We start from the raw sequence: 25610 nt of genomic DNA, 5'->3' as shown, positions 1-25610 counted from the left end.
GTCAGAGGCGGACGACGCCGCGTGGATCCGGGCGGACCTGATCGGGCCGCGGGATGGTGGTGCCCGGGAGGCCGACGGCGGCGCTCCCGTAGGCGAGCGCGAGGGCGAGCCGCGCGGCGGGGCCCTCGCCGCGGGTCAGGGCCAGCAGGTAGCCGGCGGTCGCCGAATCGCCCGCGCCGACGGTGGAGACGGCGCGGACCGCGGGCGAGGGGGCGAACCACACGGCGTCCTCTGTGGCCAGCACGCCGCCCGCAGCACCGAGGGTGACGAGCACGGCGCCGACGCCCTCGCGGTGCAGGGCGAGTGCCGCGTCGCGCGCGGCGGAGAGATCCCCGGCGGCGGCGGAGGCCTCGAGCCGGGCGCCGTCGACGCCGACGATCTGGCCGAGTTCCTCGGCGTTGGGCTTGAGCAGGTCCGGCGCGGTGGTCCCCAGCGCGCTCGCGACCGCGGCGAGCGGGGCGTCGGAGGTGTCGACGCCGACACGGGCGCCCCGCTCCTGCAGCCGCGCCGTGAGCTGGACGTAGAGATCGGTGGGGAGGCCCGGGGCGAGGGATCCCGAGAGCATCACCAGGTCGCCGGGGGAGGCGGCCTCGAGCAGCAGTTCCTGCAGCGCCGCGGCCTCGTCCGCCGAGGGGGCGGTGCCGGGCTCGTTGATCTTGGTGGTCCGGGACGGGGCGGAGAGAACGGTGAGATTGGTGCGCACCGGGGCGGCGACCGGGCTCGCGCGATGCGGGAGGCCCTCCCGATCGAGCAGGGCGAGGAGCGGATCTGCGGGAGCGGCGGGGAGGACGGCGAGCGCCTCGGCGCCGGCGCGGTGGACGCCGAGGGCGACGTTGACGCCCTTGCCGCCCGGCTGGGTGGCCTCGCCGACGATGCGGTGCACCCCGCCGGGGACGAGCTCCCCGCCGAGGTCGACCGTGCGGTCGAGGGAGGGGTTCGCGGTGAGGGTGAGGATCATGCCCGCACGACCTCCACCCCGGCCTCCTCGAGCTGATCGACGAGCTCCTCGGGGAGACCGTCGTCGGTGACGAGCGTGTCCACCTCGGCCGTGGTGGCGAAGGTGACCAGGTGGCGCACCCCCGCCTTGGTGGAGTCGACCAGCAGGATCCGTCGCTCGGCGGCGGCGACCATGGCGGCCTTGACCGCGGCCTCGTCGGGGTCGGGGGTGGTGAACCCCGCGGGGTGGATCCCGTTGCCGCCGAGCACCGCGAGGGCCGGGTGGAGGGCGCGGATCGCGTCCACGGTCGCGGCGCCGACGGCGGCCTGGGTGGTGGGACGCACGCGGCCCGGCAGCAGGTGCACCTCGAGGTCGGTGTGCACCAGCGCGGCCTGGACGATCGCGGGGGCGTGGGTGATCACGGGGCCGCGGCGCCCGCTGAGATGCGGCACGAGCTCGCCGACGGTGCTGCCCGCGTCGAGCATCACCGCAGCCCGCGGATCCTCGGGCAGGAGCGCGGCGGCAGCGCGGACGATGCGGCGCTTGACCTCGACGTTCGTCACCCGGCGCACCTCGAGGTCGGGCTCGGTCTCGGCGGTGGCGCGGGGCACCGCCCCGCCGTGGACGCGCACCAGGCGGCGCTCGCCGGCGAGCTGGTCGAGGTCGCGGCGCACCGTCTCGGTGGTCACCTCGAACTCGGTGGCGAGGTCGGTCACGGCCACGCGGCCGGCGGTCTCGAGCTGCGCGAGGATGCGGCGCTGGCGTTCTCGGGCGTACATGGATCACCTGCTGCTCTGGAGGATCGGACGCGGTGAGGGCCGCGTGAGGACAGGCTAGATCCGATAACAACAGAAAGCAACAGTGAATGTCTGTCCGCTTGTGTTGGCATGTGCTGTCGGGGCAGGCAGGTGACAGGGGTGCCGCTACGGTGGGGTCGCCGTCCACCCCAGGAGGAGACATGACCCCGCCGGAGCAGGCGCCCCGCGCCGAGTCGACCGAGAAGGCCGCCGACGAGTACGCCGCCGAGCGGAGGGTCCGGTACTTCACCCGACGTCGCCAGGCCAAACGCTTCCTCGACGAGGTGAACTACCCGCACAGCCTCCACCCAGCGCTCGTCCCCGGCGTCTCGGTCGAGGACCAGAAGGTGCGCTACGGGATCGACCGGGTCATCCTGGTCGTCGTCGGCGCCGTGATCCTCGGCTTCGTCGCCTGGGGAGTCATCGCCCCGCAGCAGGTCTTCGACCTGTCGACCGCCGCGCTCGGCTGGGTGATGCGCAACCTCGGGTGGATCTTCAACGTCCTCGCGATCGGCATGGTGCTGCTGCTCCTGGTCCTAGCCTTCTCGCGCTACGGGAAGATCCCGCTGGGCCTGGACGGCGAGAAGCCCGAGTACGGCACCGCCTCCTGGGCGGCGATGCTCTTCGGTGCCGGCATCGGCATCGGCATCATCTTCTTCGGCCCCTACGAGCCGCTGACCCACTACCTCTCGCCGCGGCCCGGGGCGCCCTATGACGCCGGATCGATCGCCGCGATGAAGGGTGCGATCGCGCAGTCCGCGCTGCACTGGGGCATCAACGCCTGGGCGATCTACGCGATCGTGGGGCTCGCCGTCGCCTACGTGTCCTTCCGCCGAGGCCGGGTCCCGCTGATGAGCGCGATCGTCGCGGGCCTCTGGGGCGGGGACTCCTCCTCGCCCGGGAGCCGCGTCATCGACGCCCTCGCGATCATCGCGACCCTCTTCGGCACCGCCGCCTCCCTGGGCATCGGCGCGCTGCAGATCGCGCGCGGCGTCGAGATCGTCGGCGGGCTCCCCGCCACCGGGACGGCGCTCGCCATGGTGATCATCGGCGTGCTCACCGTGGGGACCATCGCCTCGGCGGTCTCGGGCGTGGCCCGCGGCATCCGCTGGCTCTCGAACATCAACATGGCCCTCGCGCTGCTGCTGGCCGTGTTCATCTTCGTCGTCGGGCCGACCGTCTTCCTGGTCAACATCATCCCCGGCGCGATCACCGAGTACTTCGGCACCCTCCCGGACATGCTCGGTGCGAACATGTCCGAGGGCGAGGACATGCAGACGTTCCTCTCGAACTGGACCACCTTCTACTGGGCCTGGTGGGTGAGCTGGGCGCCCTTCGTCGGCGTCTTCACCGCGAAGATCTCCCGCGGCCGCACCGTCCGCCAGTTCGTCCTCGGCGTGCTGCTGATCCCCTCCTCGATCATCGTGCTGGCCTTCGCTGTGCTTGGCGGTACCGCGATCTGGCTGCAGCGCCGCGCGAGCGAGCTCGACGCCGCCGGCAACACCGTCGGCATCGCCGACCCGGACCGGGCGATCGCGCCCGACGGCACCGTCGACTCGCTGCCCGCCCCCGAGGAGATCTTCTTCGCGGTGGTCGACCAGCTTCCCGGGTCGGGGATCATCGCCGCGATCGTGATCGTCATGCTCGCGATTTTCTTCATCACCTCGGCCGATTCCGCCTCGCTCGTGAACTCGCAGCTCTCCCAGAGGGGCAATCCGACTCCGAACCGCTTGGTCACCGCCTTCTGGGCGCTGTGCATGGCGGGGATCGCCATGGTGATCCTGCTGTTCGGCGGGCAGAACGCCCTGCAGGGCCTGCAGAACCTGATCGTCATCTCGGCGCTGCCCTTCGCCGTGGTGCTCGTGCTCATGGCCGTGGCGCTCGTCAAGGAGCTGCGGCATGACCCGATGGCGATCCGCGAGCACTACCAGGAGGCCGCGATCGAGAACGCCGTCAAGCACGGTGTCGCCGAGTACGGCGACCACTTCGCCCTCGCGATCGAGCCGACCGCCCCAAACAGCGAGTACGCGACCGGTGGCGAGTTCGACTCCACCGCGCCCGAGGTCACCGAGTGGTACGCCCGGACCGACGAGGACGGCAACCCCGTCGAGTACGACTACGAGGCGGGGGCCTACCTCGACGAGGACGGCGACACCCTCCCGGAGGACTCCGCGGACGAGGCGCGGAGGGCCGACGGGGCTTCGCCGACAGCCGAAGGGGTCGACGGCGCCGGAAACCGGTGACAGGGTGGGTCCCATGGACATCACGCTCATCGGAGGACATGGCAAGGTCGCGCTGCTCGCAGAGCCGCTGCTCGCGCAAGCGGGGCACACGGTGCGGGCGGTGATCCGCAATCCCGAGCACGCCCCGGAGGTCGAGGCCGCGGGGGCCACCGCCGTCATCACGGATATCGAGACCCTCGACGCGGCCGGCTGGGATGCGCTGCTCGCGGGGAGCGACGCGGTGATCTGGGCCGCGGGTGCCGGCGGCGGCAGCCCCGAGCGCACCCGCGCCGTCGACCAGGACGCCGCGATCGCCTCGGTGGACGCGGCGCTGCGCCAGGGCGTGCGCCGCTACGTCATGGTCAGCTACTTCGGGGCCGGACCCGACCACGGGATCGACCCCGCGGAGGGCTTCTACCACTACGCGGAGGCCAAGGCCGCGGCCGACGCCCACCTGCGCGGCACGGTGCTCGACTGGACCATTCTCGGCCCCTCGGGCCTCACCCTCGAGGAGCCGACCGGCACGATCGACACCACCGCCGCGGAGAGCCGTCAGGTCTCGCGCGGGAACGTCGCCGCGGTGATCGCCGAGGTGGTCGGGCGGGCGGACACCATCGGCCGCACGATCGAGTTCAACGACGGGGATCAGCCGATCGCCGACGCCGTCGGCTGATCCCGCAGGCCGATCCCGTCGGCCGACGCGCCGCGCTCAGGCGGCCCCGGAGGCTCCGGGGCCGCTTGCGCTCCGCTCGGCGCCCGTGCCGGTCGCGCCGTGCTCCACGCCGGGGGCGTGCTCGCCGTCCCCGTGCGTCCCGCCGAACGGCAGGAAGTGCACGATCACCGCGATGATCGCGCCGACGATCAGCCCGAGCACCATCGAGAAGAAGGTGTTGACGAGCCAGCCGAGGACCCCGCCCACCGTGGGCACCCCGACGGCGATCTCCTCGAGGTGGTGGACCAGCCCGTAGGGCTGGGCGAGGCCGAAGGTGTGCAGGCCCTCGAGGATGATGTGTCCGCCCACCCACAGCATGGCGACCATGCCGACGTAGCTGATCACCTTCATCACCACGGGCATCGCCGCGACAAGGCCGTGGCCCAGGCGCTGGCTCGCGCCGCTCTCCCGCTGGGCCATCGCCAGGCCCGCGTCGTCCATCTTCACCAGCAGCGCGACCGCGCCGTAGACCACGACGGTCATCGAGATGCCGACGACCACGAGGATCGCTGCGCGCATCCAGAAGGAGTCCGCCTCGATCGAGTTCATCGAGATCACCATGATCTCGGCGGAGAGGATCAGGTCGGTGCGCACGGCGCCGCTGACGATGGCCTTCTCGGAGTCGGCGCCCTTCGCCGCGGCGGGCTTCTTCTCGTGCGTCGTCCCCGAGACCAGCTCCCAGATCTTCTCGGCGCCCTCGAAGCAGAGATAGGCGCCGCCGATCATCAGGATCGGTGTGAGCGCCCAAGGGGCCAGCCAGGACAGCAGCAGGATCACCGGCAGGATGATCACGAGCTTGTTGATGAAGGAGCCCCGCGCGATCTTCCAGATGATCGGCAGTTCCCGCGCCGGCTTCAGGCCCGCGACGTACTGCGGGGTGACGGCGGCGTCGTCGATCACCACACCGGCGGCCTTCGAGCTGGCCCTGGCGCTCGCGAGGGCGACGTCGTCCGCGCTCGCGGCCGCCATCCTCGCGATCGCCGCGACGTCGTCGAGCAGTGCTGCCAGGCCACCGGCCATGCTGGGTCCCCCTCAGGAAGGCGCTCCCGCCCCTCGGGCGGCGCGCAGGTCGTCGGGCACACAGTAACGGGTCCGCCCGGTGGCCCGGCAGGTCGCCGCGGTGCGCGATGCGCCACCCCGGCGACCCCTCGACACCGCGGGACCGGCCCGCGGCTCCGACCTCGGCTCCACCTCGGCGCCATCGCGGCTCCGACCTCGCCGCCATCCCGGCTCCACCCCGGCGTAGCCTGGACGGGTTTGCCGCGCCCGCCGGGAGCGGCGCGCCGGAGCCACGGCGACCGGAGCCGTGGAGAGCAGGAGGAGCGGTCTATGCGTCGCTGGGCAGGGGTCGCGGTGCTCGCGATGGGAATCTTCATCCTCATCACGATCGAGGAGCTGCCGATCGGGGTGCTCTCGGTGATGGCTCCCGACCTCGCGGTCTCCGAGGGCATGGCGGGGCTCGCCGTCACCGTCCCCGGTGTGCTCGCGGCGCTCGTGGCCATGGCCACCCCGGTGATCGTCGGCCGGCTCGACCGCCGCCTCGCGCTGGTCCTCGCCCTCGTCGCGGTGGTCGCGTCGTGCGCGGTCTCGATGCTCGCTCCGAACTTCGCGGTGCTGCTCCTGGGGAGGGTGCTCGCGGGCGTCGCGATCGGCCTGTACTGGGCGGTGCTGCCCATCGTGGCCGTCGGTCAGGTGCCGCCCGCCCAGCAGGCGGCGGCGCTGACCCTCGCCTTCTCCGGCACCGGCGGCGCGCTCGTGCTCGGGGTGCCGCTCGCGACCTGGATCGGCACGCATCTCGGTTGGCGCGAGGCCTTCGCCGTCGTCGGGGCGGGCGCGCTGCTGATGGCGGTGCTCATCGTCCTGCTCGCACGACCGGTGCGCAGCGAGACTCCGATCACCGCGCGGATGATGCTCGGTGCGACCGGGAACCGCGGCGTGCGCCACGCCATCACCCTCACTCTCGTGCTGGTCACCGCCCAGTTCATCACCTACAGCTTCGTCAGCCCCGTGCTGCAGGAAGCGGCCGGGGTGCCGCTGCAGCGGATCAGCGCGATGCTGCTGCTCTTCGGCATCGCCGGGGTGATCGGCAACTTCGCCATCGGCCCGGTGATCCGCCGCTCCGCCCCGCTCGCAGTCCTGGTGATCGCACTGGGCCTCGGGCTCTCCCTGCTCGCCGTGCTCCTGGTGATGCGCTCCCCGGGCGCCGCGCTCGCCGTGATGCCGCTGTGGGGCCTGTTCGCGGGCGCCTCCTCCGTGACGATCCAGTCCTTCGTCGGCTCCGAGTCCCGGGGCGCGGTCGAGGAGGGCACCGCCCTGAACTCCGCCGCCTTCAACGTGTCCATCGCGCTCGGCGCGGGGATCGGCGGGCTGCTGTTCGAGACCGTCGGCCGCGAGGGCATGACGCTGGTGTCGGTGGCGATGGTGGCCGTCGGCGTCGTGGTGATCGTGCGCTATCTCCGGCGCGGGTCGTCCGACCGGGGGCGGCCCCCGCGTCACGCGGAGACCGCCCCTGAGGGGGACTGAGACCGGCTGACACCGGCTGCAACCGGCGGAGACGTCAGCGCCGCGCCCGGACCCGGCCGCGAGACCGTGACCGGGCGGGCGCCCGTTCCCCGCGAGGGGTCACACGTTGTCGCCGCCGGTGTCGGCGAGGGCCGCCGAGGCCGCGTCGTCCTCGTCGCTCCAGCGCCAGTCGACCACCTCGGGCAGGTCCTCCCCATGCTCGTAGGCGTGGGCACGTGCCCGGATGCGGGTGTCCACCATCCGCTGGCGCAGCGGCGCGTAGCTCGTCGCGAGGCCGTCGACCCGGTCGATCACGTCCATCACCAGGTGGTACCGGTCGGTGTCATTGCGCATCAGCATGTCGAAGGGGGTGGTCGTGGTGCCCTCCTCCTTGTAGCCGCGCACGTGGATTCGGCCCAGGCGGTCGTGCCGGTAGGCGAGCCGATGGATCAGCCAGGGATAGCCGTGGTACGCGAAGACCACCGGGATGTCCTCCCCGAAGTAGCCGTCGAAGTCCCGGGCGGACAGGCCGTGCGGATGCTCGGTGTCGTCCTGCAGGCGCATCAGGTCGACCACGTTGATCACCCGCACCCGCAGGTCAGGGATCTCCTCCCGCAGGATCTTCGCGGCCGCGAGCACCTCGATGGTGGGGATGTCCCCCGCCGCCGCGAGGACCACCTCCGGGTCCTCCCCAGGCTGCTCGGTGCCGGCCCAGTCCCAGATCCCCAGGCCGCGAGTGCAGTGCACCACCGCGTCGTCCATGGTGAGCCAGTTCGGGTTCGGCTGCTTTCCCGCGACGACCACGTTGACGTACTGCCGCGAGCGCAGGCAGTGGTCGTAGGTGGACAGCAGGGTGTTCGCATCCGGCGGCAGGTAGACCCGCACGATCTCGGCCTTCTTGTTGACCATGTGGTCGATGAAGCCCGGATCCTGATGGCTGAAGCCGTTGTGGTCCTGACGCCAGACGTGGGAGCTGAGCAGGTAGTTCAACGACGCGAGCGGCCGGCGCCACTCGATCTCATTGGTCACCTTCAACCACTTCGCGTGCTGGTTCACCATCGAGTCGACGATGTGGATGAACGCCTCGTAGGAGGAGAACAGCCCATGGCGCCCGGTGAGCAGGTAGCCCTCGAGCCAGCCCTGGCACTGGTGCTCGGAGAGCATCTCCATGACCCGGCCGGCGCGCGCGAGGTGCTCTGAGCGGTCATGCTCCTCGAAGTCGGCGTTCCACTGCTTGTCGGTGACCTCGTAGACGGCCTGGAGCCGGTTCGAGGCGGTCTCGTCCGGGCCGAAGATGCGGAAGGTGCGCGGGTTCTGCGCGATGACGTCCCGCAGCCAGGTGCCGAGCACCCGGGTCGCCTCCGCCACGGAGCCCCCGGGCCGGGGGACGTCCACGGCGTAGTCGCGGAAGTCCGGCAGCCGCAGCGGCTGCAGCACCGCACCGCCGTTGGTCGACGGGTTCGCGGACATGCGCAGCTCACCGCGCGGGGCGATGGCGGCGACGTCCTCGACCAGCTTCCCGGTCTCGTCGAAGAGCTCCTCGGGACGGTAGGAGCGCAGCCACGCGTCGAGGTCCGCGAGATGCTCGTCGGTGTCGCGGGCGTTCGCGAGCGGCACCTGGTGGGAGCGCCAGGAGCCCTCGGTCCGCTGGCCGTCGATCTCCTCCGGTCCGGTCCAGCCCTTGGGGGTGCGGAGCACGATCATCGGCCAGGCGGGGCGCTCGGTCTCGCGGCCGGCGGCCGCGTCCTCGGCGGCCTGCGCCTTGATCTCCGCGATGCGGTCGAGGGCGGTGTCGAGCACCTCCGCGAAGCGGCGGTGGACCTCGAGCGGGTCCTCGTCGTCGAAGCCGCCCGTGAAGAACAGCGGCTCGTGCCCGTAGCCGCGCAGCAGCGCCTCGAGCTCGTCGTCGCCGATGCGGGCGAGCACCGTGGGGTTGGCGATCTTGTAGCCGTTGAGGTGGAGGATCGGCAGGACGACGCCGTCCTGCTGCGGGTTGACGAACTTGTTGGAGTGCCAGGAGGTGGCGAGCGGACCGGTCTCGGCCTCGCCGTCGCCCACCACGGTGAACGCGATCTGGTCCGGGGCATCGAACATGGCGCCGTAGGCGTGGGAGAGGGCGTAGCCGAGCTCGCCGCCCTCATGGATCGACCCCGGGGTCTCCGGTGCGACGTGCGAGGGGATCCCACCCGGATACGAGAACTGGGTGAACAGGCGCTTCATGCCCGCCTCGTCCTCGCTGACGTCGGGGTACACCTCGGAGTAGGTGCCCTCGAGATAGGTCGAGGCGACGAGCCCGGGGCCGCCGTGGCCGGGGCCCGTGACGTACATGGCGTGCAATCCGCGCTGTGCGATGGCGCGGTTCGCGTGGGCGTAGAGGAAGGTCAGGCCCGGGGTCGTGCCCCAGTGCCCGAGCAGGCGCGGCTTGACGTCCTCGCGCTGCAGGGGCCGGCGCAGGAGGGGGTTGTCCCGGAGGTAGATCTGACCGACGGAGAGGTAGTTCGCGGCACGCCACCAGGCGTCGAGCCGGGCGAGTTCCTCGGCGGTGGGAGCGGTGGAGGGGGAGTCGGGCCAGGCTGCTGTGGGGGTCATGGCGCCTTCCAGGGGTCGGAGACCGCGGCGGGCGCCGCGGCGTCTTCGGCTCCACCGTAGGCAAGAGGAGGATCCGACGGAAGGGACCGGGGTCCCCGACGCCCGTGGATCCGGGGTGCGTCGCCTCTCCGGCGACCGGTGAGGGGACGGTGAGGGTGCGGTGAGGCGCCGATGAGAGTCCGCTCAGGAATCTGTCGGGGGCGTGAGGGCCGCCCTAGGCTGGAACGGACGACCCACCGCCGGGAACTCCCGGCCTCCGGGCCGGCACCGGCCGACGAAGGAGAACTCGACATGACCCGCAGTCCGCTCCGTACCCGCACCGCCCATCGGGCCACGCTCCGCTCGGTCGCCCTGGGCGCCCTCGTGCTCGGACTCGCGACCGGCTGCGGAACGCCGCTGGATCCCGAGGCCGATCCCACTGCGGAGCCGGCGGCCGAGCACGCCGGGGGCGACGACGCCGCGGAGTCCACCGGCGGCGCCTCCGACGACGGCGGGGCGGCGGAGGCCACGACCTCGGAGTCGACCGACGCCGCGGCCGCCGCTCTGCCGGCGGACGCCGACCTGGCGACCGCGCAGCTCCCGATCCCTGCCGCGGAGGCCACCTCGCTCGGCATGGCGGCGGTCGGCGGCGGCGAGCTGGTGCGGATCGAGATCGATCACGACGACGCCGCCTGGGAATGGGAGCTCGAGATCGTCCTCGACGGTCGCGAGCACGAGCTCGACATCGACGCCACCACCGGCGAGGTCACCCAGCACGACGAGGACGACGACGTCGACGGCGACCCGGCCGTGTCCGTCGAGTCCCCGATGACGCCCGAGCAGGCGATCGTGGCGGCGCTCGAGGTCGAGACCGGGCGGGTCAGCGGCTGGGACCTGGAGTCCGAGGACGGCCGCGTCCACTACACCGTCGACATCGAGCGCGGCGGCGGTGGCGATGACGACGTCGAGGTCGAGGTGGACGTCGAGACCGGCGAGACCCGCGTCGACGACTGACCGCCCGCGAGCAGTAGGCCGTCCCGCGCTGGTCTCAGCGCGGGGCGATCACGGCCTCGCCGTCGGCCCCGCGGCGCATCACCTCGCGCCCGCCCTGCCAGACCCGCAGCGTGCGGTGGCGGACATCGAGCGGATCGCCTTCCCAGAGCACGAGGTCGGCCTCCTTCCCGGCGGCGAGCGAGCCGATCCGGTCCTCGAGGCCGAGCACGCGGGCGGGATGGAGGGTGATGGCCCGCAGAGCGTCGGCGGGATCCATGCCGTGCTTCACCGCGAGGGCGGCCTGGTGGACGAGGAACTCGATCGGCACCACCGGGTGGTCGGTGATGATCGAGACCTCGACCCCGGCAGCGGTGAGCAGTCCCGGGGCGGCGGGGGTGCGGTGGCGCACCTCGACCTTGGAACGGGAGACGATCAGCGGCCCGTAGAGCACGGGCACTCGGGCTGCGGCGACGCGATCGGCGATCAGGTAGGACTCGGTGCCGTGGTCCAGGACCAGGCGATAGCCGAATTCCTCGGCGAGGCGGAGCGCGGTCGCGATGTCGTCGGCGCGGTGGGCGTGCTGGCGCCAGGGGATCTCCCGCTCGAGCACCCGCGTGAGCGCCTCGGAGACCAGGTCCGCATCCCGCTCCTCGACGGGCTTGCGCGACCAGGCCTTCGCGGTCGCGAAGGCCTGACGGATGGTGAGGGCGATGCCGAGCCGCGTCGAGGGGGTCTGCTTGCGCTCCCCGTAGACGCGCTTGGGGTTCTCGCCGAGCGCGGCCTTCAGGCCCGAGGGGCTGCGCAGCACCATCTCGTCCACCACCCGGCCGTGGGTGCGCAGCGCGACCGCGAGCCCGCCGATCGGGTTGCCGGAGCCGGGGTTCACGTTCACCGCGGTCACCCCGCCGATGATCGCGTCGTCGAAGCCGATGTCCAGGGGATTCACGGCGTCGATGGCGCGTGCCGCAGCCATCACCGGGTCGGTCATCTCGTTGGTGTCGTCACCGGCCCAGCCCTCGCCCTCCTCATCCACCCCGAGGTGCACGTGCGCGTCCACGAAGCCGGGCAGCAGCCACGCGCCGCACGCGTCGACGCGCTCCGCCCCGTCGGGGATCTCGACGCCCGGGCCGAGCGCGGCGATGCGCCCGTCCTGCACCAGGACCGTACCGTCGAAGGGCTCGCCCTCGATCGGCACGACGTGGGCACCGGTGATCGCGAAGGTCCTTGCGCCCGCCGAGGCCGACGGGGCGATCGGCGCGGTCGGAGCGGCAGGGGAGTCGGGGGCGGGGCGGTGCGCGGTCTCGGATGTCATCCCTCGACCCTCCGCCGTGCGCCGCGCCCCGTCAAGCCGGGCCCTCGCGAGCGGCAACGGCTACGCTCCTCCCCATGGCGAAATCGACGAAGACGTCCCGGCCGAGCCCCGAGGAGCAGGCACCGCGCGGAGTCCGGATCCCGCACGACTGGACGGGGGACGTGCGCGACCTCGAGTCCCGGGCGACGCCCGGCTTCGACGGGCGCAAGGCGGAGGGCCGCGAGTTCCTGCTGGCCCGCGACGCCGAGCTCGACGAGCTGCAGGAGCGGCTCTACGCCGCGCACCACGGCACGGAGGGCGGCCGCAGCGTGCTGCTGGTCGTGCAGGGCATGGACACCTCCGGGAAGGGCGGGATCATGCGCCACGTGGTCGGCAGCGTCGACCCGCAGGGCGTGGACATCACCGCGTTCAAGGCGCCCACCGACGAGGAGAAGAAGCACGACTTCCTCTGGCGGATCAGGCCGCACGCCCCCGAGCCCGGGCAGATCGGCGTGTTCGACCGCTCCCATTACGAGGACGTGCTGATCCACCGCGTGCACGGGTGGGCCGACGCGAAGGAGATCCGCGCCCGGTACACCGCCATCAACGCCTTCGAGCGTGAGCTCATCGCGGCGGGCACCACGGTCGTCAAGGTCATGCTCCACGTCTCGCACCAGGAGCAGGGCGAGCGGCTCATGGAGCGGCTCGGGCGGCCCGACAAGCACTGGAAGTACAACCCCGGTGACGTCGACGAGCGCGAGCACTGGGACGACTACCAGGAGGCGTACACGCGGATGCTCCGCGCGACCTCCACCGTCGGCGCCCCGTGGCACGTGGTCCCCGCGGACCGCAAGTGGTACGCCCGCATCGCCGTGCAGCAGCTGCTCATCGATGCGCTGCGCGAGATCGACCCGCAGTGGCCCGCCGCCGACTTCGACGTCGACGAGGAGATCCGCCGCCTGCGGGCGACCCAGGGCTGACCTCGCCCACCCTCGCGCACGGGGCTCGCCGGCGGGCGGCACCGCCGCGCGCGGACGACGGTTTGTGCCGTCCAGGTTCGGGGGCCAGGATGGACCCATGGCTTCCATCACCCTGCACCAGAACTCCGTCACCACCGTCGGCGAGCTGCCCGCGGTCGGCTCGACCCTCCCCGGCTTCGATCTCGTCGGCCAGGATCTCGGCGCCGTCTCGAGCGCTGATCTCGCCGGCAAGCGCATCGTGCTGAACATCTTCCCCTCGGTCGACACCGGCACCTGCGCGATGTCCGTGCGGAAGTTCAACGAGCTCGCCTCCAGCTTCGAGAACACCGTCGTGGTGTGCGCCTCGAAGGACCTCCCCTTCGCCCTGGCCCGCTTCTGCGGCGCCGAGGGTCTCGAGAACGTCGTCACCGGCTCGGCCTTCCGCTCCTCCTTCGGCGAGGCCCTGGGCGTGACCATGGCCGATGGCCCGCTCGCCGGCCTCCTCTCCCGCGCCGTGGTCATCGCCGACGCGGACGGCACCGTGCTCTACACCCAGCAGGTCGCCGAGATCGGCGAGGAGCCCGACTACGAGGCGGCCGCCGCGGCGCTCGCCTGATCCCATGGAGATCGACATCGAGCGCGTGCGGAACGTGCTGGACGACGGCGGCGCCGTCCCCGGCACGTTCCGCGTGCTCGTGGATCGGCTGTGGCCGCGCGGGATCGCCACGGAGCGTCTGAGCCACGACCTCTGGGCGAAGGACGCCGCCCCGAGCAGCGATCTGCGCACGGCCTTCCACCACGGCGAGCTTCCCTTCGACGAGTTCGCCGAGCGCTACCGCGCCGAGCTCGCCCGCAGCGGCGCCCCGGGGGACCTGCGGGATACGGCCCGCGAGGCCGCCGCCCAGCGGATCACCCTGCTGTACGCCGCGCGCGATGCCGAGCAGAACCACGCCCTCGTGCTCCGGGACGCCCTCGAGGAGGAGGTCGCGGAGCAGGGAGGCTGAGCGGGGCCGCTTTGCAGCTCCGCGGAGCACGCCCATCGAGCGCGGCCGTCGAGGCGGTCGCTCGCCGAGGAGCGCGCCGCTTGACCGCCTGGATCCGCGGGGCATAAGCTCGGAATAATTCTGCAAGGTGGTTACATAATCGCCGGTGCAGAGGGGCGCAGACGTCGACGCAGGGGTCGATGCGGAACCGGGCGGGGGCGTGGACATGGGCGAGGACCGCTCGACGGCCGATATCCGCCAGGCCTCCACCCGGCGCGCCCATCTCGCCCTGCGCGAGGCCGAGCAGCCGCTGAGCATCGCCGAGCTGGTCGCTGCGACCGGGCTCTCCCGCCCCACCGTGCTGAGCGTTCTCGACGACCTCACCGCTCGCGGCCTCGTGGTTCCGGCCGCCCCCGCGGAGGAGCCCGGTCCCGGCCGCCCCGCCCGCCGGCTGCGCCTCGCCGCGGGGGCTGCTCGTGTCGCGGGTCTCGACCTCGGAGCGCGGTCCGTGCGCGGCGTGCTCGCCGATCTCGCCGGGACCGTCCTCGCCCGCAGCACGGTGGGCCTCGACCCCGAGGACCTGCTCGGGTCGCTGCGCCGCGCTCTCGAGGAGGTCGGCACCGGCGCCGGCCCCGACGCCGCCCCTCTCGGGGCCGTCGGCCTCTCCGTCCCCGGCCTGCTCGCGGCCGACGGCTCCGTCGGGAGCAGCCTCGCCCTCCCCGCACTCGCCGGGCGCGACCTCGCCCGCGAGCTCGCGCAGGAGCTCGAGGCCCCGGTGGTCCTCGAGAACGACGTGAAGCTCGCCGCGTTCGCCGAGCACCGCCTCGGAGCGGAGGCCGACGGTCCCGCCGCCGACGGCCTCGTGCTCCTGCGGATCGGGCACCGCATCTCGGTCGCGATCACGGTGCACGGCCAGATCCTGCAGGGAGCCCACCGCCTCGCGGGCGAGCTCGGCACCCAGCGAGGCATGCGCTGGACCGCCACCTCCCGGCGCGGCCGCCTCGCGTGGTCCACGGGCGACGAGGCCCGACCCCTCCTCGAGCGCGCCGCGACCGGCGATGCGGAGGCCCAGCAGGAGGTCCGCGCCTTCTGCGAGGAGATCGCGCCGCGCCTGGCCGGGCTGCTGCTCGCCGTAGACCCCGAGCTGGTGGTCGTCGGCGGCGGCCTCTCCCGGGCGGGGGAGACCCTGCTCGGTCCGCTGCGCGCGGCCCTCGGCTCTCAGCTGACGGGCCCCGGCCGACCGCGCCTGGTCCCCGCCGCCCTGCCCGCCGACGGCTCACTCGTGGGCGCCCTCGGCCGCGGCTTCGAGCACGGCTCGACGCGGATCGTCGGCGTCCCCGACGTACCCGCCCCCTGGGAGCGGATCCGCCGCACCCTGCCCTCCGACCCGCTGACTCCCGACCCCCCGACCAGCACCGACCCCGAAGGACGACGATGACCTCCCCCTACCGCCTCGGCCTCAGCTCCTACAGCCTCTGGCCCCTGCTCTCCTCGGGCGAGATGAGCCTGCTCGAGGCGATCGACTGGGTCGCCGCCCAGGGCGCCGAGCACCTCGAGCTCGCGATCCTCGGCGACGACCCCGACGGCCCGCTGCCGACGATCGACTCCGACCCCGCCCGGATCCGCGAGGTGCGAGCCGCGGCCGACGCCGCCGGGATAGAGCTCTCCAACCTCGCGGTCGGCGCGGAGCTCTCCGCGGCCGACCCCGCCGAGCGCGCCGCCCAGGTGGACCGAGTGCGCCGTTACGTCGACCTCGCCGCCGCCCTCGGCATCACCCGGATGCGCCACGACGTGGTCGCCCACGCCGGGGTGGCGGGGGATGACACGCCGCTGTTCGAGGAAGTCCTGCCGCGGATCGTCGAGTCCTCCCGGGAGATCGCCCGGCACGCCGCGGCGGCCGGCATCACCACGAGCCTCGAGAACCACGGCTTCTTCGTGCAGTCCTCCGACCGCGTGCGCCGCATCCTCCACGCGGTCGACGAGCCGAACTTCCGCACCACCCTCGACGTCGGCAACTTCGTGTACGTCGACGAGGACCCCGTCGCCGCGGTCACCCAGAATCTGCCCTACGCCTCGGTGGTCCACCTCAAGGACTTCTACATCCGCCCCGCCGAGCGGGAGATGGGCGAGGGCTGGTTCCGCAGCCGCGGCGGGAAGCACCTGCGCGGCGCCGTGCTCGGCAACGGGGATCTCGACCTCCCCGGCATCGCCCGCGCGATCCGCGCGTCCGATTTCCGCGGCCACGTCTCCCTCGAGTTCGAGGGCTGGGAGCACAGCCTGCAGGGCTGCTCCCGCGGCCTGGCGAACGCCCGCCGCCTGCTCGAGATCGCCTGACCACCCCCAGCCCCGACCGGAGGACCACCCCATGAGCACCCCCGCCCCGTCCCAGCCCGTCCGCATCGGCGTCATCGGCGCCGGCAGCATCGCCCGCATCCACCTCGCCGCCTATCGCGACGACCCCGACTCCCAGCTCGTCGCCGTCGCCGACATGAACGCCGAGCGCGCCCGCGCCGTTGCCGACGAGTTCGGCGCCCCCGACGCCTACGGCGACCCGCAGCAGCTGCTCGCCGATCCCGACATCGACGCGGTGAGCGTCTGCACCTGGAACGACAGTCACGCCACGTGGGCGATCGCCGCGATCGAGGCCGGCAAGCACGTCCTCGTCGAGAAGCCGATCGCCCGCACCCTCGCCGAGGCGCTCGAGATCCAACAAGTCGCCGAGGCCCACGACGTCGTAGTCCAGGTCGGCTTCGTGCGCCGTCACGCCCCCAACTGCCAGGTCCTGAAGACCTTCGTCAACGAGGGCGAGCTGGGGGAGATCTACTACGCCAAGGCGAGCTGCATCCGCCGCAACGGCAACCCCGGCGGATGGTTCGCGGACAAGGAGATCGCCGGCGGCGGCCCGCTCCTCGACATCGGCGTGCACGTGCTGGACCTCGCCTGGTACCTCATGGGCAGCCCGAGGGCCGTGGCCGTCAGCGGCACCACCGCCCACCGCCTCGGCAACCGCGCCCACATCACCACCATGCCCCGCTACCAGGTCGCCGACTACGACCCGGCGAAGAACTCGGTCGAGGACATGGCCGGGGCGATGATCCGCTTCGAGAACGGGGCTGTGCTCATGCTCGACTGCTCCTACTCGCTGCACGCGACCCGCGACTCCATCGCCGTCTCGATCCACGGCGACAAGGGCGGCGCGGATCTCGAGCCGAGCCTCCAGATCGCCTCGGAGATGCACGGCTCGGTCGTCAACATCACCCCGCAGATCTCCTCGGGCACCTTCGAGATGGGCCCCGGCTTCGCCGCCGAGATTGCGAACTTCGTGCAGACCTGCCAGGGCCGCGCCGAGTCGGTGGCCCCCGCCTGGCACGGTGTGGAGGTGGTGCGCCTGCTCGAGGCGATCTACCGCTCCGCCGAGGAGGGGCGCGAGATCTCCCTGGTCTGAGCCGGCGCGGCGGCCGGTTGGCGCGGACCGCGTCCCGCCCACGGCCGCCCGCGCACTAAGGTGCTCCGGGTGGATCCCCTCTCCCTCGCCGTCCTGCTGGTCCTGGGCACCCTCGCCGGGGCCGTCAACGCGGCCGTCGGCTCGGGGTCGCTGCTGACCCTGCCGGTGCTGCTCGCCCTCGGCGTCCCGCCGGGCACGGCGGTGCGGACCAACACGATCGGCATCCTCTTCTCCACGATCGGCTCTGTCACCGGCTACCGGCGGGAGATCGCCGCTGAGGGCCGCGACCTGCTGCCCCTCATCGGCACCACCACGGTGCTGGCCTCGGCGGGTGCGGTGCTGCTGCTGCTCTCGCCGTCCGACGCGCTCGACGTGGTGGTGCCGATCCTGATCGTCGTCGCCCTGCTCATGGTGGTCTTCCAGAAGCGCATCACCCGGGCGATCACCGCGCGGCGCGAGCGGCGCGCGGCGGCCGCCGGCCCGACGGCGGACGGCGCGAGTGCGGGCGGCGCCCCGTCCTCGCCGGCGAGCCCGTACCGCTCCCCGGCGCTGCTCGCCGCGATGGGCGGCGCCTCGATCTACGGCGGCTACTTCACCGCCGCCCAGGGCATCCTCTACCTCGGCGTGCTCGGCGCCCTCACCGGCAAGCCCATGGGGCAGGTCAACCACGTCAAGAACCTCGCGAGCCTGGTGGTCAACGCCGCCGCGGCGACGGTGTACCTCATCGCCCACGTGGTGCTCGGGGTCGAGATCGTCTGGATCGCCACGGCCGCGATCGCCGTCGGCGCCCTGCTGGGCGGCTACTTCGGGGCGCACCTGGCCAAGCGGCTGCCCGAGGGGGTGCTGCGCGGGATCATCGTCGTGGTCGCGCTCGTGGCCCTGATCCGCCAGGTGCTCTAGCGCAGGAACGGCAGCACCTGGTCGAGCACGGGCTCCGGCGGGAACAGCGTGCCGCCGTGGTCCCGGCCTTGCAGCTCCACGAACTCGGCATCCGGCATCAGCGCGGCGGCCCGGCGGGACTGCTCGTGCCGCGGATGATCTTCGCTCCCGGCCATCCACAGCGCGGGCACGGTGCAGGCGGCGAGGGCCTCGTCGGGCACCCCGTCGGTCGCGTCGGTGGCGGCGAGGAGGGCGGCGACCGCCCGGGGATCGGCCGCGAGGAAGGCGGTGCGGGTCGCGCGGGCCCGGCGGGAGGCGACGTCCGGGCCGAGACCCTGCCCCGCGCAGAAGGCCTCCATGCCGTCCTCGCGGACGGCGTCGATCACGCCGGGGAAGAAGACGGCGTCCACCGCTCCCAGCTGGGCGGAGGCCGAGCCGCCGAGGCTCACCAGGCGGGTGATGCGCCCCGGATGCTCGAGGGCGCAGCTGAGCGCCACCCGCGCCCCGAGCGAGTAGCCGAGCAGCGCCGCGCGGGCGTGGCCCTCGGCGTCGAGCACCGCGAGGAGATCGGCGACGAAGGCCGCCTGGGTGTATGCCGAGGACTCGTGCGGGGTGCCCGAGCCGCCGTGACCGCGCAGGTCCACGCGGATCACGGTGTGCTCAGCGGCGAGCGGCGCGAGATAGCCGAGGCCGCGCCAGATCGCGCGGGAGAGCACCGAGCCGTGCAGGAGCACGAGCGCGGGGCCGTCGCCGGAGACGTCGTAGCGCAGGTGGATGCCGTCGACGGGGGAGGGGATGACGGGCACGGGGAGTCCTCGGGAGGGGTGGGCAGGGGTCGGGGGCGGGTCCCCGCCCGGGAGCAGGAGGACCCGCGTCCGGGGCTGCCGGACGCGGGTCCTCAGGAGGAGGGGCCGGGCCTCACAGGGCCGTGGCGATCTCCTCGAGGATGCGGTTGAAGGTCGCCGACGGGCGCATGACCGCCGCCGTCTTCGCCGGGTCCGGGCGGTAGTACCCGCCGATGTCCGCGGGCTTGCCCTGCACCGCGAGCAGCTCCGCGGCGATGGTCGACTCGCCCTCGGTGAGCTGGGCAGCGATCGGCCCGAAGGCGGTGGCCAGCTCCGCGTCGGAGGTCTGCTTCGCCAGCTCCTGAGCCCAGTAGAGGGCGAGGTAGAAGTGGCTGCCGCGGTTGTCGATCGAGCCGAGCTTGCGCTGCGGCGACTTGCCCTCGTCGAGCAGGGTCGCGGTCGCGCGGTCCAGGGCGTCGGCCAGCACGGCGGCGCGGGGGTTGTCCGCGGTGCGCGAGAGGTGGCGCAGGGACTCGGCGAGCGCGAGGAACTCGCCGAGGGAGTCCCAGCGCAGGTAGTCCTCCTCGACGAGCTGCTGGACGTGCTTGGGCGCGGAGCCGCCGGCGCCGGTCTCGAAGAGGCCGCCGCCGTTCATCAGCGGGACCACGGAGAGCATCTTGGCGCTCGTGCCGAGCTCCATGATCGGGAAGAGGTCGGTGAGGTAGTCGCGCAGCACGTTGCCGGTCACCGAGATGGTGTCCTCGCCGGCTCGGACGCGGGCGAGGGTGTGCTTGGTCGCCTCGATCGGGGAGAGGATCCGCAGGTCCAGGCCCTCGGTGCTCTCGCCGTCCACGCCCTCGGCGAGGTACTGCTCGACCTTCGCGATGAGGTTGCGGTCGTGGGCGCGGGACTCGTCGAGCCAGAACACGGCGGGCATCCCGGAGATGCGGGAGCGGCGCACGGCCAGCTGCACCCAGTCGCGGATCGGGGCGTCCTTGGCCTGGCAGGCGCGGAAGACGTCCCCGGCGGAGACCTCGTGGGTCATGAGTGCGGCGCCGGAGCCGTCGCGCACCTCGACGCGGCCGTCGGCTGCGATCTCGAAGGTCTTGTCGTGCGAGCCGTACTCCTCGGCCTTCTGCGCCATCAGGCCCACGTTCGGGACGGTGCCCATGGTGGTGGGGTCGAAGGCGCCGTTCTGCTGGCAGTCCTCGATGGTCGCGGCGTAGACGCCGGCGTAGGAGGAGTCGGGGATCACCGCGAGGGTGTCCTGCTCGGCGTCGTCCTTGTTCCACATGTGGCCCGAGGTGCGGATCATCGCGGGCATCGAGGCGTCGATGATGACGTCGGAGGGGACGTGGAGGTTCGTGATGCCCTTGGCGGAGTTGACCATCGCGAGGTCGGGGCCGTCGGCGAGGTCCTTCTCGATGGCGGCGCGGGCGCCCTCGCGCACGGACTCCTCGAGCTCGTCGATCCCGGCGAGGAGGCCGCCGAGCCCGTTGTTGGGGGACAGGCCGGCCGCGGCGAGCGCGTCGCCGTACTGGGTGAAGAGGGTCGGGAAGAAGGCCCGGACCGCGTGGCCGAAGAGGATCGGGTCGGAGACCTTCATCATCGTGGCCTTGAGGTGCAGCGAGAAGAGGACGCCCTGCTCCTTGGCGGCGGCGATCTGCGCGCGCAGGAAGGTCTCGAGCGCGGCCACGCGCATCACGGTGGAGTCGACGACCTCGCCCTCGAGGACGGGGATCGCGGCCTTCAGCACGGTCTCGGCACCGTCGGCGGAGACGTGCACGATGGAGAGGGTGTCCGCGGAGTCCATCACGACGGACTGCTCGTTGGCGCGGAAGTCGTCGGCACCCATGGTCGCCACGGAGGTCTTCGAGTCGCTGCTCCAGGCGCCCATCCGGTGGGGGTGCTTGCGGGCGAAGCTCTTGACCGCCTCGGGGGCGCGGCGATCGGAGTTGCCCTCGCGCAGGACGGGGTTCACGGCCGAGCCCTTGACGGAGTCGTACCGGGCGCGGGCGTCCTTCTCCGCGTCGGTCTCGGGGTTCTCGGGGTAGTCCGGCAGCGCGATGCCCTGGCCCTGCAGCTCGGCGATCGCGGCCTGCAGCTGCGGCACCGAGGCGGAGATGTTGGGGAGCTTGATGATGTTGGCCTCGGGGGTCTTCGCCAGCTCGCCCAGCTCGGCGAGGGCGTCGGCCTCGCGCTGCGCCTCGGGCAGGAGGTCGGAGAAGGCCGCGACGATGCGGCCGGCCAGGGAGATGTCCCGGGTGGTGACGTCGATCCCGGCGGTCGTGGAGAACGCCTCGAGGATCGGCAGGAACGAGGCGGTCGCCAGCATCGGCGCCTCGTCGGTGTGGGTGTAGATGATGCGCGCCATGGTGTCGCGGGGCTCCCTCGGTCGGTGCGGCATGTGTCGTGCGGTCCAGACTATCTTGACGTCAAGACTCATCGTCCCGGGCGGCGGAGCTCGCGGGTCGATCCGGACGCCTCCACGGTACGGGACGGCCACCGCCCGCGGAACGTGCCCGTATGCGGCCCGGGGTCAGGAGCCGTCGCCCTCGGTGACGGTCACGGTCCAGGGATCGGAGAGCAGCACGTGGGTCGCGCCGTCTGCGTCGACGGTGACCGCGAAGGCTCTCGCGTGGAGCTCGCCGACGCCGAGTGTGCCGCGCGTGCAGGTCTCCGTGGTGGTCCACGTGGTCTCCGTGCGGGTGACGCCCTCGGGGCCGATCCACTGCAGCGGCAGACGGTCTGCGTTGCGGGCCCCGGCCACGATCGTGCCCGTGGACGGCTCGAGGAGCACGATCCCCTGCAGCAGCGTGCGGCTCCCGGGTTCCGCCGCGGTGACCGTGACGCTGGCGCTCACTCCGCGGGCCCTGCCGTCCTCCCCGGGTTGCGCCGGAAGGGTCGTCACGGGATCGGCGACCGCGAGCGTCAGCCCGTCGCCGTCGCCCTCGGTGGCCGGAGCGGCGCGGCACGTGAGCCCGGAGAGGTTCACCGGGACCTCCCCGTCGGGAGCGGTGACCGCGCCCGGCACGGCGCGGGCCGTGCCCCCGACCACGTCCAGCAGCACGTCGCCGTCGGCCGCCCAGGTGCCGTCCGCGGCGAGCAGGCGGAGCACATAGGCACCGTCGGGGAGCGGGGAGTCGTCGCAGGTGCCGAGGGTCAGATGGGCGGTCGCCGCCGACGGGGCGGGCCCGTCGGCGGGGACCTCGACCCGCTCGCGCACGACGATCGGCGGGGTGGGGGAGTCCGCCGCGGGCCGTCCCGCGAGGACCTCCGCCCAGCCGGCCGCGGCGGCTCCCCGCTGCTGCGGATCGGCGGGGACGATGACCGCCTCGGGGACGAAGCCCGTGTGCTCCGTCCCGTCCGGGAGGGAGAGCGGCCCGGAGATCGTCACCTCGGAGCCCTCGGCCGTGACGGACTGCGGGGTCAGGGTCCCGACGGTCGCGGTGCCCGGATCCGAGGCGGCGTCGTCCGGGACCGCGGGGGCGTCGTGGTCCCCGCCCGGATCGCACAGCCAGGCCGGATCCGCCGCGGTGCCGGCGGACTCGGCGATCTCCGCGGGGTCCATCGGGGACGCGGCGGCGGTGGTCTCCGACTCCTCGGGGGAGCGGGAGTCGCCGAGCAGATCGCAGGCCCCGAGGGACAGGACGAGGGCGAGCGCGCCCAGGGCGGCGCGCAGCGACCGGGCACCCCGAACGGCGCGCCGCGGCATCGTCTCGCTGTTCATCCCGTCCATGATCCCCCTCATCCCCTCGATCGGGTCCCACCCCGGACCCACCGGTCCCACTGGACCTATGCCCTTCACAGCACCAGCAGCGTCGCCGCCATCACGGCCATGCCGACGATCAACGAGTAGATCACGGTGTGGTGCTCGCCGGTCTCCTCCGCGGCGGGCAGCAGCTCGTCGAGCGACACGAAGACCATCACCCCGGCCACCCCGGCGAGGATCGCGCCCATCGCTCCGCCGCTCAGGAACGGGGCGAGCAGCAGGAAGCCGACGAGGGCGCCGACGGGCTCCGCGATCCCCGAGAGGGTCGCGAGCCAGAACGCCTTCGCGCGGGACCCCGTCGCCCGGCGGACGGGCACGGCGACCGCAAGGCCCTCGGGGATGTTGTGCAGGGCGATCGCAGCGACCACGGGGATCGCGATCTCGGGCGCCTGCAGGGCGGCGACGAAGGTCGCGAATCCCTCGGGCACGTTGTGGAGCGCGAGGGCCAGCGCGGTCACCGTCCCGGTGCGCAGCAGGCGGGCGCGCAGGGCGAGGTCGGCCGCGCGCTCGTCCGGGGCCCGCACCTCGGTATGCCCGTGGGAGCCCGCCATGCGGCCGGAGAACTCATGGGGGCTCACGGCCTCGGGGACCAGGCGGTCGAGGACCGCGATCAGCGCGATGCCGACGAAGAAGGAGACGGTCGCGATCAGGGTGCCGCGCGCGGTGATCGCGTCTCCGCCCGAGAGCACCTGGGCGCCCTGCGGCAGGAGCTCGACGAAGGAGACGTAGAGCATGACGCCCGCGGAGAGCCCCAGGCCTCCTGCCAGGGCCTTCGGGCTGGTCCCGCGGCCGAGGACGCCGAGGGCTGCGCCGATGGCGGTGGCACCGCCCGCGACGAGGGTGAGGAGGAAGGCGGTGAGCACGAAGAGAACCGTAGTCGGGTCGTGCCGCGAGACGGAGGAGCCGCGCCGGACCCGCCGGGCCCCGTGGGTCGCGGCCGCCTAGACTCCTCGTCATGTCCGAGAGCAGCGCCCCCCATGATCGCCCGACCCGCCTCGCCGTCACCGACCTGCGGGCGCATCCTCTGGGCCCGGCCGAGCTGATCGCCGCCCTGCCCCGCGCCGAGCTCGACGTCGAGGCGGCGAGCGCGGCCGTGCGACCGGTCGTCGAGGACGTCGCCGCCCGCGGTGCCGCGGCGGTGCTCGACGCCTCGGAGCGCTTCGACGGGATCCGGCCCGAGCACCTGCGGGTGCCCGCCGTGGCGATCTCCCGGGCGCTCGCCGAGCTGGACCCGGCGATCCGCACCGCCCTCGAGCAGTCCATCGCGCGGGTGCGCGCGGTGGACGGCGCCCAGGTGCGTCCCGAGGAGCGCGTCGAGGTGGTCCCCGGCGGCACCGTCACCCAGCGGTGGGTGCCCGTGCGCCGTGTCGGCCTCTACGTCCCCGGTGGGCGTGCCGTGCTGCCCAGCTCCGTGGTCATGAACGTGGTCCCCGCGCAGGTCGCCGGGGTGGGGGAGATCGTCCTCTCCTCGCCGCCGCAGAAGGAGTTCGGCGGGCTGCCGCACCCGACGATCCTCGCCGCCTGCGCCCTGCTCGGGGTCACCGAGGTGATCGCCGCGGGCGGCGCCCAGGCGATCGCCCTGCTCGCCCACGGGGCGGACGATCTCGGCGACGGGGCGGGTCTCGAGCCCGTGGACCTCGTGACCGGCCCCGGCAACGTGTACGTCGCCGCCGCGAAGCGGCTCGTGCGCGGCCGGGTCGGGATCGACGCGGAGGCCGGCCCCACCGAGATCGCGATCCTGGCCGATGCCAGCGCGGATCCGCGCTATGTCGCCGCGGACCTCGTCTCCCAGGCGGAGCACGATCCGCTCGCCGCGAGCGTCCTGGTCACCGACTCGCCCGAGCTCGTCGCGGCCGTCGAGGGGGAGCTCGCGCGGCAGGTGCCCGAGGCGCTGCACCGCGAGCGGATCGAGGAGTCGCTGTCCGGACCGCAGAGCGGGGCGGTGCTGGTCGCCGATCTCGAGCAGGGCCTCGCGGTCGTCGACGCCTACGGGGCCGAGCACCTCGAGATCCTTACGGCGGATGCCGCTGCGGTCGCCGCGCGGGTCACCAACGCGGGGGCCGTCTTCGTCGGCGCGCACAGTCCCGTGAGCCTCGGCGACTATGCGGCCGGCTCCAACCACGTGCTGCCCACCGGCGGCACCGCGCGCTTCACCGGCGGACTCGGCGTGCAGACCTTCCTGCGCGGCATCCATGTGGTCCACTACGACGAGGCGGCGCTGCAGAGTGCTCGACAGGCCGCCACCACGCTCGCCGCCGCGGAGGGCCTGCCCGCCCACGGCCGCGCGATCGACATCCGCTTCGAGCGCTGAGGGCGGCGCGTCCGCCCGGGGGAGGGCCTCATGGACGAGCGGTCCGGCAGCGGTGAGGTGAGCGCGGACTCCCGGGCCCGCGCCGAGGAGATGATGGAGCTGCGTCGGCGGGTCGCGCGGACCGAGCTGCGCGTCACCCAGCTCGAGCGCGGGGTGGTGACTGGCCCAGCTGCTGGTCTGCTGCGTCATCGGGGCCATGATCGTGACGCTGTGGGCCGCCGGGGAGGACCCGAGGTGGTGCGCTGGACCGGTCCGGCGCTGTGGGCCACCGGGGTCGCGCTGACCCTCGCCCTGCTGCAGTCCCCGCGGTTGCAGGAGTGGACCACGGCGCAGCGCCCTGACCCCCGCTGACCCGACGGCCGGCCCGACGGCCCGCCCTGCGGCACGTCGCCGCCCCGGTGACCCGCCGGGAACACCTCTGGTGACCGACCGGGAGTTGTGCTCCCTGCGCGCC

22 protein-coding genes are annotated in these 25610 nt (G+C 73.1%); 13 read left to right on the top strand and 9 right to left on the bottom strand.

The window, feature by feature from the left end; translation table 11 throughout:
• Window position 1: 1 nt before the first annotated feature.
• Together ACZCAH_RS06525 and ACZCAH_RS06520 are read right to left on the bottom strand one after the other, a co-directional pair.
• Entirely contained in the window at window positions 2-958 is a 957-nt protein-coding gene (locus tag ACZCAH_RS06525) for a 1-phosphofructokinase family hexose kinase (protein ID WP_464340312.1), read from the bottom strand.
• The gene (locus ACZCAH_RS06520) at window positions 955-1716 is read right to left on the bottom strand and encodes a DeoR/GlpR family DNA-binding transcription regulator (RefSeq protein ID WP_464340311.1); all 762 of its coding nucleotides are present in this window, start codon (window positions 1714-1716) and stop codon (window positions 955-957) included. The genes ACZCAH_RS06525 and ACZCAH_RS06520 overlap by 4 nt, the downstream gene beginning before the upstream one ends.
• A gap of 179 nt (window positions 1717-1895) precedes the next feature.
• Here ACZCAH_RS06520 and ACZCAH_RS06515 point away from each other — a divergent pair, with 179 nt between their 5' ends.
• On the top strand, window positions 1896-3977 hold the full coding sequence (locus ACZCAH_RS06515) for a BCCT family transporter (RefSeq protein WP_464340310.1): 2082 nt from the start codon (window positions 1896-1898) through the stop codon (window positions 3975-3977).
• Between the two features lie 13 nt (window positions 3978-3990).
• Window positions 3991-4629, top strand: coding sequence for an SDR family oxidoreductase (locus ACZCAH_RS06510; RefSeq protein ID WP_464340309.1), 639 nt, complete (start codon window positions 3991-3993; stop codon window positions 4627-4629).
• A gap of 36 nt (window positions 4630-4665) precedes the next feature.
• Here ACZCAH_RS06510 and ACZCAH_RS06505 read toward each other — a convergent pair whose 3' ends face one another.
• The gene (locus ACZCAH_RS06505) at window positions 4666-5688 is read right to left on the bottom strand and encodes a DUF808 domain-containing protein (protein WP_464340308.1); all 1023 of its coding nucleotides are present in this window, start codon (window positions 5686-5688) and stop codon (window positions 4666-4668) included.
• 309 nt (window positions 5689-5997) lie between these two features.
• Between ACZCAH_RS06505 and ACZCAH_RS06500 the strand changes: the two genes are divergently transcribed.
• Window positions 5998-7191 (top strand): MFS transporter, encoded by a 1194-nt coding sequence (locus tag ACZCAH_RS06500; protein WP_464340307.1) that lies wholly within the window; start codon window positions 5998-6000, stop codon window positions 7189-7191.
• A gap of 99 nt (window positions 7192-7290) precedes the next feature.
• Here the strand turns inward: ACZCAH_RS06500 and ACZCAH_RS06495 are convergent, their stop codons facing one another.
• Window positions 7291-9759 (bottom strand): phosphoketolase family protein, encoded by a 2469-nt coding sequence (locus ACZCAH_RS06495; RefSeq protein WP_464340306.1) that lies wholly within the window; start codon window positions 9757-9759, stop codon window positions 7291-7293.
• 291 nt (window positions 9760-10050) lie between these two features.
• Here ACZCAH_RS06495 and ACZCAH_RS06490 point away from each other — a divergent pair, with 291 nt between their 5' ends.
• Window positions 10051-10752, top strand: a complete 702-nt coding sequence (locus ACZCAH_RS06490) for a PepSY domain-containing protein (RefSeq protein WP_464340305.1) — start codon at window positions 10051-10053, stop codon at window positions 10750-10752.
• A gap of 34 nt (window positions 10753-10786) precedes the next feature.
• On the opposite strand, the gene ACZCAH_RS06485 is transcribed toward ACZCAH_RS06490, so the two are convergent.
• A complete protein-coding gene (locus ACZCAH_RS06485; RefSeq protein WP_464340304.1) occupies window positions 10787-12043 on the bottom strand; it encodes an amidohydrolase in 1257 nt (418 codons plus the stop codon).
• A gap of 74 nt (window positions 12044-12117) precedes the next feature.
• On the opposite strand from ACZCAH_RS06485, the gene ACZCAH_RS06480 reads away from it, so the two are divergent.
• The 7 genes from ACZCAH_RS06480 (at window position 12118) to ACZCAH_RS06450 (ending at window position 18309) form a co-directional block, all read left to right on the top strand.
• Window positions 12118-13002, top strand: coding sequence for a PPK2 family polyphosphate kinase (locus ACZCAH_RS06480; RefSeq protein ID WP_464340303.1), 885 nt, complete (start codon window positions 12118-12120; stop codon window positions 13000-13002).
• A gap of 97 nt (window positions 13003-13099) precedes the next feature.
• On the top strand, window positions 13100-13597 hold the full coding sequence (tpx, locus tag ACZCAH_RS06475) for a thiol peroxidase (RefSeq protein ID WP_464340302.1): 498 nt from the start codon (window positions 13100-13102) through the stop codon (window positions 13595-13597).
• Between the two features lie 4 nt (window positions 13598-13601).
• Window positions 13602-13985 carry a DUF488 domain-containing protein gene (locus ACZCAH_RS06470; RefSeq protein ID WP_464340301.1) on the top strand — a complete coding sequence of 128 codons (384 nt, stop codon included), beginning with the start codon at window positions 13602-13604 and terminating at the stop codon, window positions 13983-13985.
• Window positions 13986-14130: 145 nt separating this feature from the next.
• A complete protein-coding gene (locus tag ACZCAH_RS06465) occupies window positions 14131-15402 on the top strand; it encodes an ROK family protein (protein ID WP_464340300.1) in 1272 nt (423 codons plus the stop codon).
• Window positions 15399-16298 (top strand): sugar phosphate isomerase/epimerase family protein, encoded by a 900-nt coding sequence (locus tag ACZCAH_RS06460; protein ID WP_464340299.1) that lies wholly within the window; start codon window positions 15399-15401, stop codon window positions 16296-16298. The genes ACZCAH_RS06465 and ACZCAH_RS06460 overlap by 4 nt, the downstream gene beginning before the upstream one ends.
• 31 nt (window positions 16299-16329) lie before the next feature.
• A complete protein-coding gene (locus tag ACZCAH_RS06455; protein WP_464340298.1) occupies window positions 16330-17409 on the top strand; it encodes a Gfo/Idh/MocA family protein in 1080 nt (359 codons plus the stop codon).
• Window positions 17410-17478: 69 nt separating this feature from the next.
• Window positions 17479-18309, top strand: coding sequence for a sulfite exporter TauE/SafE family protein (locus ACZCAH_RS06450; RefSeq protein WP_464340297.1), 831 nt, complete (start codon window positions 17479-17481; stop codon window positions 18307-18309).
• On the opposite strand, the gene ACZCAH_RS06445 is transcribed toward ACZCAH_RS06450, so the two are convergent.
• The 4 genes from ACZCAH_RS06445 to zupT all read right to left on the bottom strand — a co-directional run bounded on the left by ACZCAH_RS06445 (window position 18306) and on the right by zupT (window position 23708).
• A complete protein-coding gene (locus ACZCAH_RS06445) occupies window positions 18306-19094 on the bottom strand; it encodes an alpha/beta fold hydrolase (protein WP_464340296.1) in 789 nt (262 codons plus the stop codon). The two genes, ACZCAH_RS06450 and ACZCAH_RS06445, sit on opposite strands and share 4 nt — an antisense overlap.
• A 112-nt stretch (window positions 19095-19206) precedes the next feature.
• Window positions 19207-21447, bottom strand: coding sequence for an NADP-dependent isocitrate dehydrogenase (locus ACZCAH_RS06440; RefSeq protein ID WP_464340295.1), 2241 nt, complete (start codon window positions 21445-21447; stop codon window positions 19207-19209).
• A 165-nt stretch (window positions 21448-21612) separates the two neighbouring features.
• The gene (locus tag ACZCAH_RS06435; protein WP_464340294.1) at window positions 21613-22803 is read right to left on the bottom strand and encodes a hypothetical protein; all 1191 of its coding nucleotides are present in this window, start codon (window positions 22801-22803) and stop codon (window positions 21613-21615) included.
• A gap of 74 nt (window positions 22804-22877) precedes the next feature.
• The gene (gene zupT, locus ACZCAH_RS06430; RefSeq protein WP_464340293.1) at window positions 22878-23708 is read right to left on the bottom strand and encodes a zinc transporter ZupT; all 831 of its coding nucleotides are present in this window, start codon (window positions 23706-23708) and stop codon (window positions 22878-22880) included.
• Window positions 23709-23800: 92 nt separating this feature from the next.
• Here zupT and hisD point away from each other — a divergent pair, with 92 nt between their 5' ends.
• Window positions 23801-25156 carry a histidinol dehydrogenase gene (hisD, locus tag ACZCAH_RS06425; RefSeq protein WP_464340292.1) on the top strand — a complete coding sequence of 452 codons (1356 nt, stop codon included), beginning with the start codon at window positions 23801-23803 and terminating at the stop codon, window positions 25154-25156.
• A gap of 30 nt (window positions 25157-25186) precedes the next feature.
• A complete protein-coding gene (locus ACZCAH_RS06420; RefSeq protein ID WP_464340291.1) occupies window positions 25187-25507 on the top strand; it encodes a hypothetical protein in 321 nt (106 codons plus the stop codon).
• Window positions 25508-25610 lie beyond the last annotated feature (103 nt).

The sequence above is a fragment of the Brachybacterium sp. B718/18 genome (genome assembly GCF_055454375.1).
The sequence above is the reverse complement of the archived record's forward strand: the minus strand, read 5'-3'. Positions and strand labels throughout refer to the sequence as shown.

Bases quoted from the DNA above. Each gene is read 5' to 3' on its own strand.
- ACZCAH_RS06460 (WP_464340299.1), top strand. From the start codon at position 15,399: ATGACCTCCCCCTACCGCCTCGGCCTCAGCTCCTACAGCCTCTGGCCC.
- ACZCAH_RS06510 (WP_464340309.1), top strand. From the start codon at position 3,991: ATGGACATCACGCTCATCGGAGGACATGGCAAGGTCGCGCTGCTCGCA.
- tpx (WP_464340302.1), top strand. From the start codon at position 13,100: ATGGCTTCCATCACCCTGCACCAGAACTCCGTCACCACCGTCGGCGAG.
- ACZCAH_RS06420 (WP_464340291.1), top strand. From the start codon at position 25,187: ATGGACGAGCGGTCCGGCAGCGGTGAGGTGAGCGCGGACTCCCGGGCC.
- ACZCAH_RS06435 (WP_464340294.1), bottom strand. From the start codon at position 22,803: ATGAACAGCGAGACGATGCCGCGGCGCGCCGTTCGGGGTGCCCGGTCG.
- ACZCAH_RS06440 (WP_464340295.1), bottom strand. From the start codon at position 21,447: ATGGCGCGCATCATCTACACCCACACCGACGAGGCGCCGATGCTGGCG.
- hisD (WP_464340292.1), top strand. From the start codon at position 23,801: ATGTCCGAGAGCAGCGCCCCCCATGATCGCCCGACCCGCCTCGCCGTC.
- ACZCAH_RS06525 (WP_464340312.1), bottom strand. From the start codon at position 958: ATGATCCTCACCCTCACCGCGAACCCCTCCCTCGACCGCACGGTCGAC.
- ACZCAH_RS06470 (WP_464340301.1), top strand. From the start codon at position 13,602: ATGGAGATCGACATCGAGCGCGTGCGGAACGTGCTGGACGACGGCGGC.
- ACZCAH_RS06480 (WP_464340303.1), top strand. From the start codon at position 12,118: ATGGCGAAATCGACGAAGACGTCCCGGCCGAGCCCCGAGGAGCAGGCA.
- ACZCAH_RS06515 (WP_464340310.1), top strand. From the start codon at position 1,896: ATGACCCCGCCGGAGCAGGCGCCCCGCGCCGAGTCGACCGAGAAGGCC.
- ACZCAH_RS06520 (WP_464340311.1), bottom strand. From the start codon at position 1,716: ATGTACGCCCGAGAACGCCAGCGCCGCATCCTCGCGCAGCTCGAGACC.
- ACZCAH_RS06505 (WP_464340308.1), bottom strand. From the start codon at position 5,688: ATGGCCGGTGGCCTGGCAGCACTGCTCGACGACGTCGCGGCGATCGCG.
- ACZCAH_RS06490 (WP_464340305.1), top strand. From the start codon at position 10,051: ATGACCCGCAGTCCGCTCCGTACCCGCACCGCCCATCGGGCCACGCTC.
- ACZCAH_RS06485 (WP_464340304.1), bottom strand. From the start codon at position 12,043: ATGACATCCGAGACCGCGCACCGCCCCGCCCCCGACTCCCCTGCCGCT.
- ACZCAH_RS06455 (WP_464340298.1), top strand. From the start codon at position 16,330: ATGAGCACCCCCGCCCCGTCCCAGCCCGTCCGCATCGGCGTCATCGGC.
- ACZCAH_RS06495 (WP_464340306.1), bottom strand. From the start codon at position 9,759: ATGACCCCCACAGCAGCCTGGCCCGACTCCCCCTCCACCGCTCCCACC.
- ACZCAH_RS06500 (WP_464340307.1), top strand. From the start codon at position 5,998: ATGCGTCGCTGGGCAGGGGTCGCGGTGCTCGCGATGGGAATCTTCATC.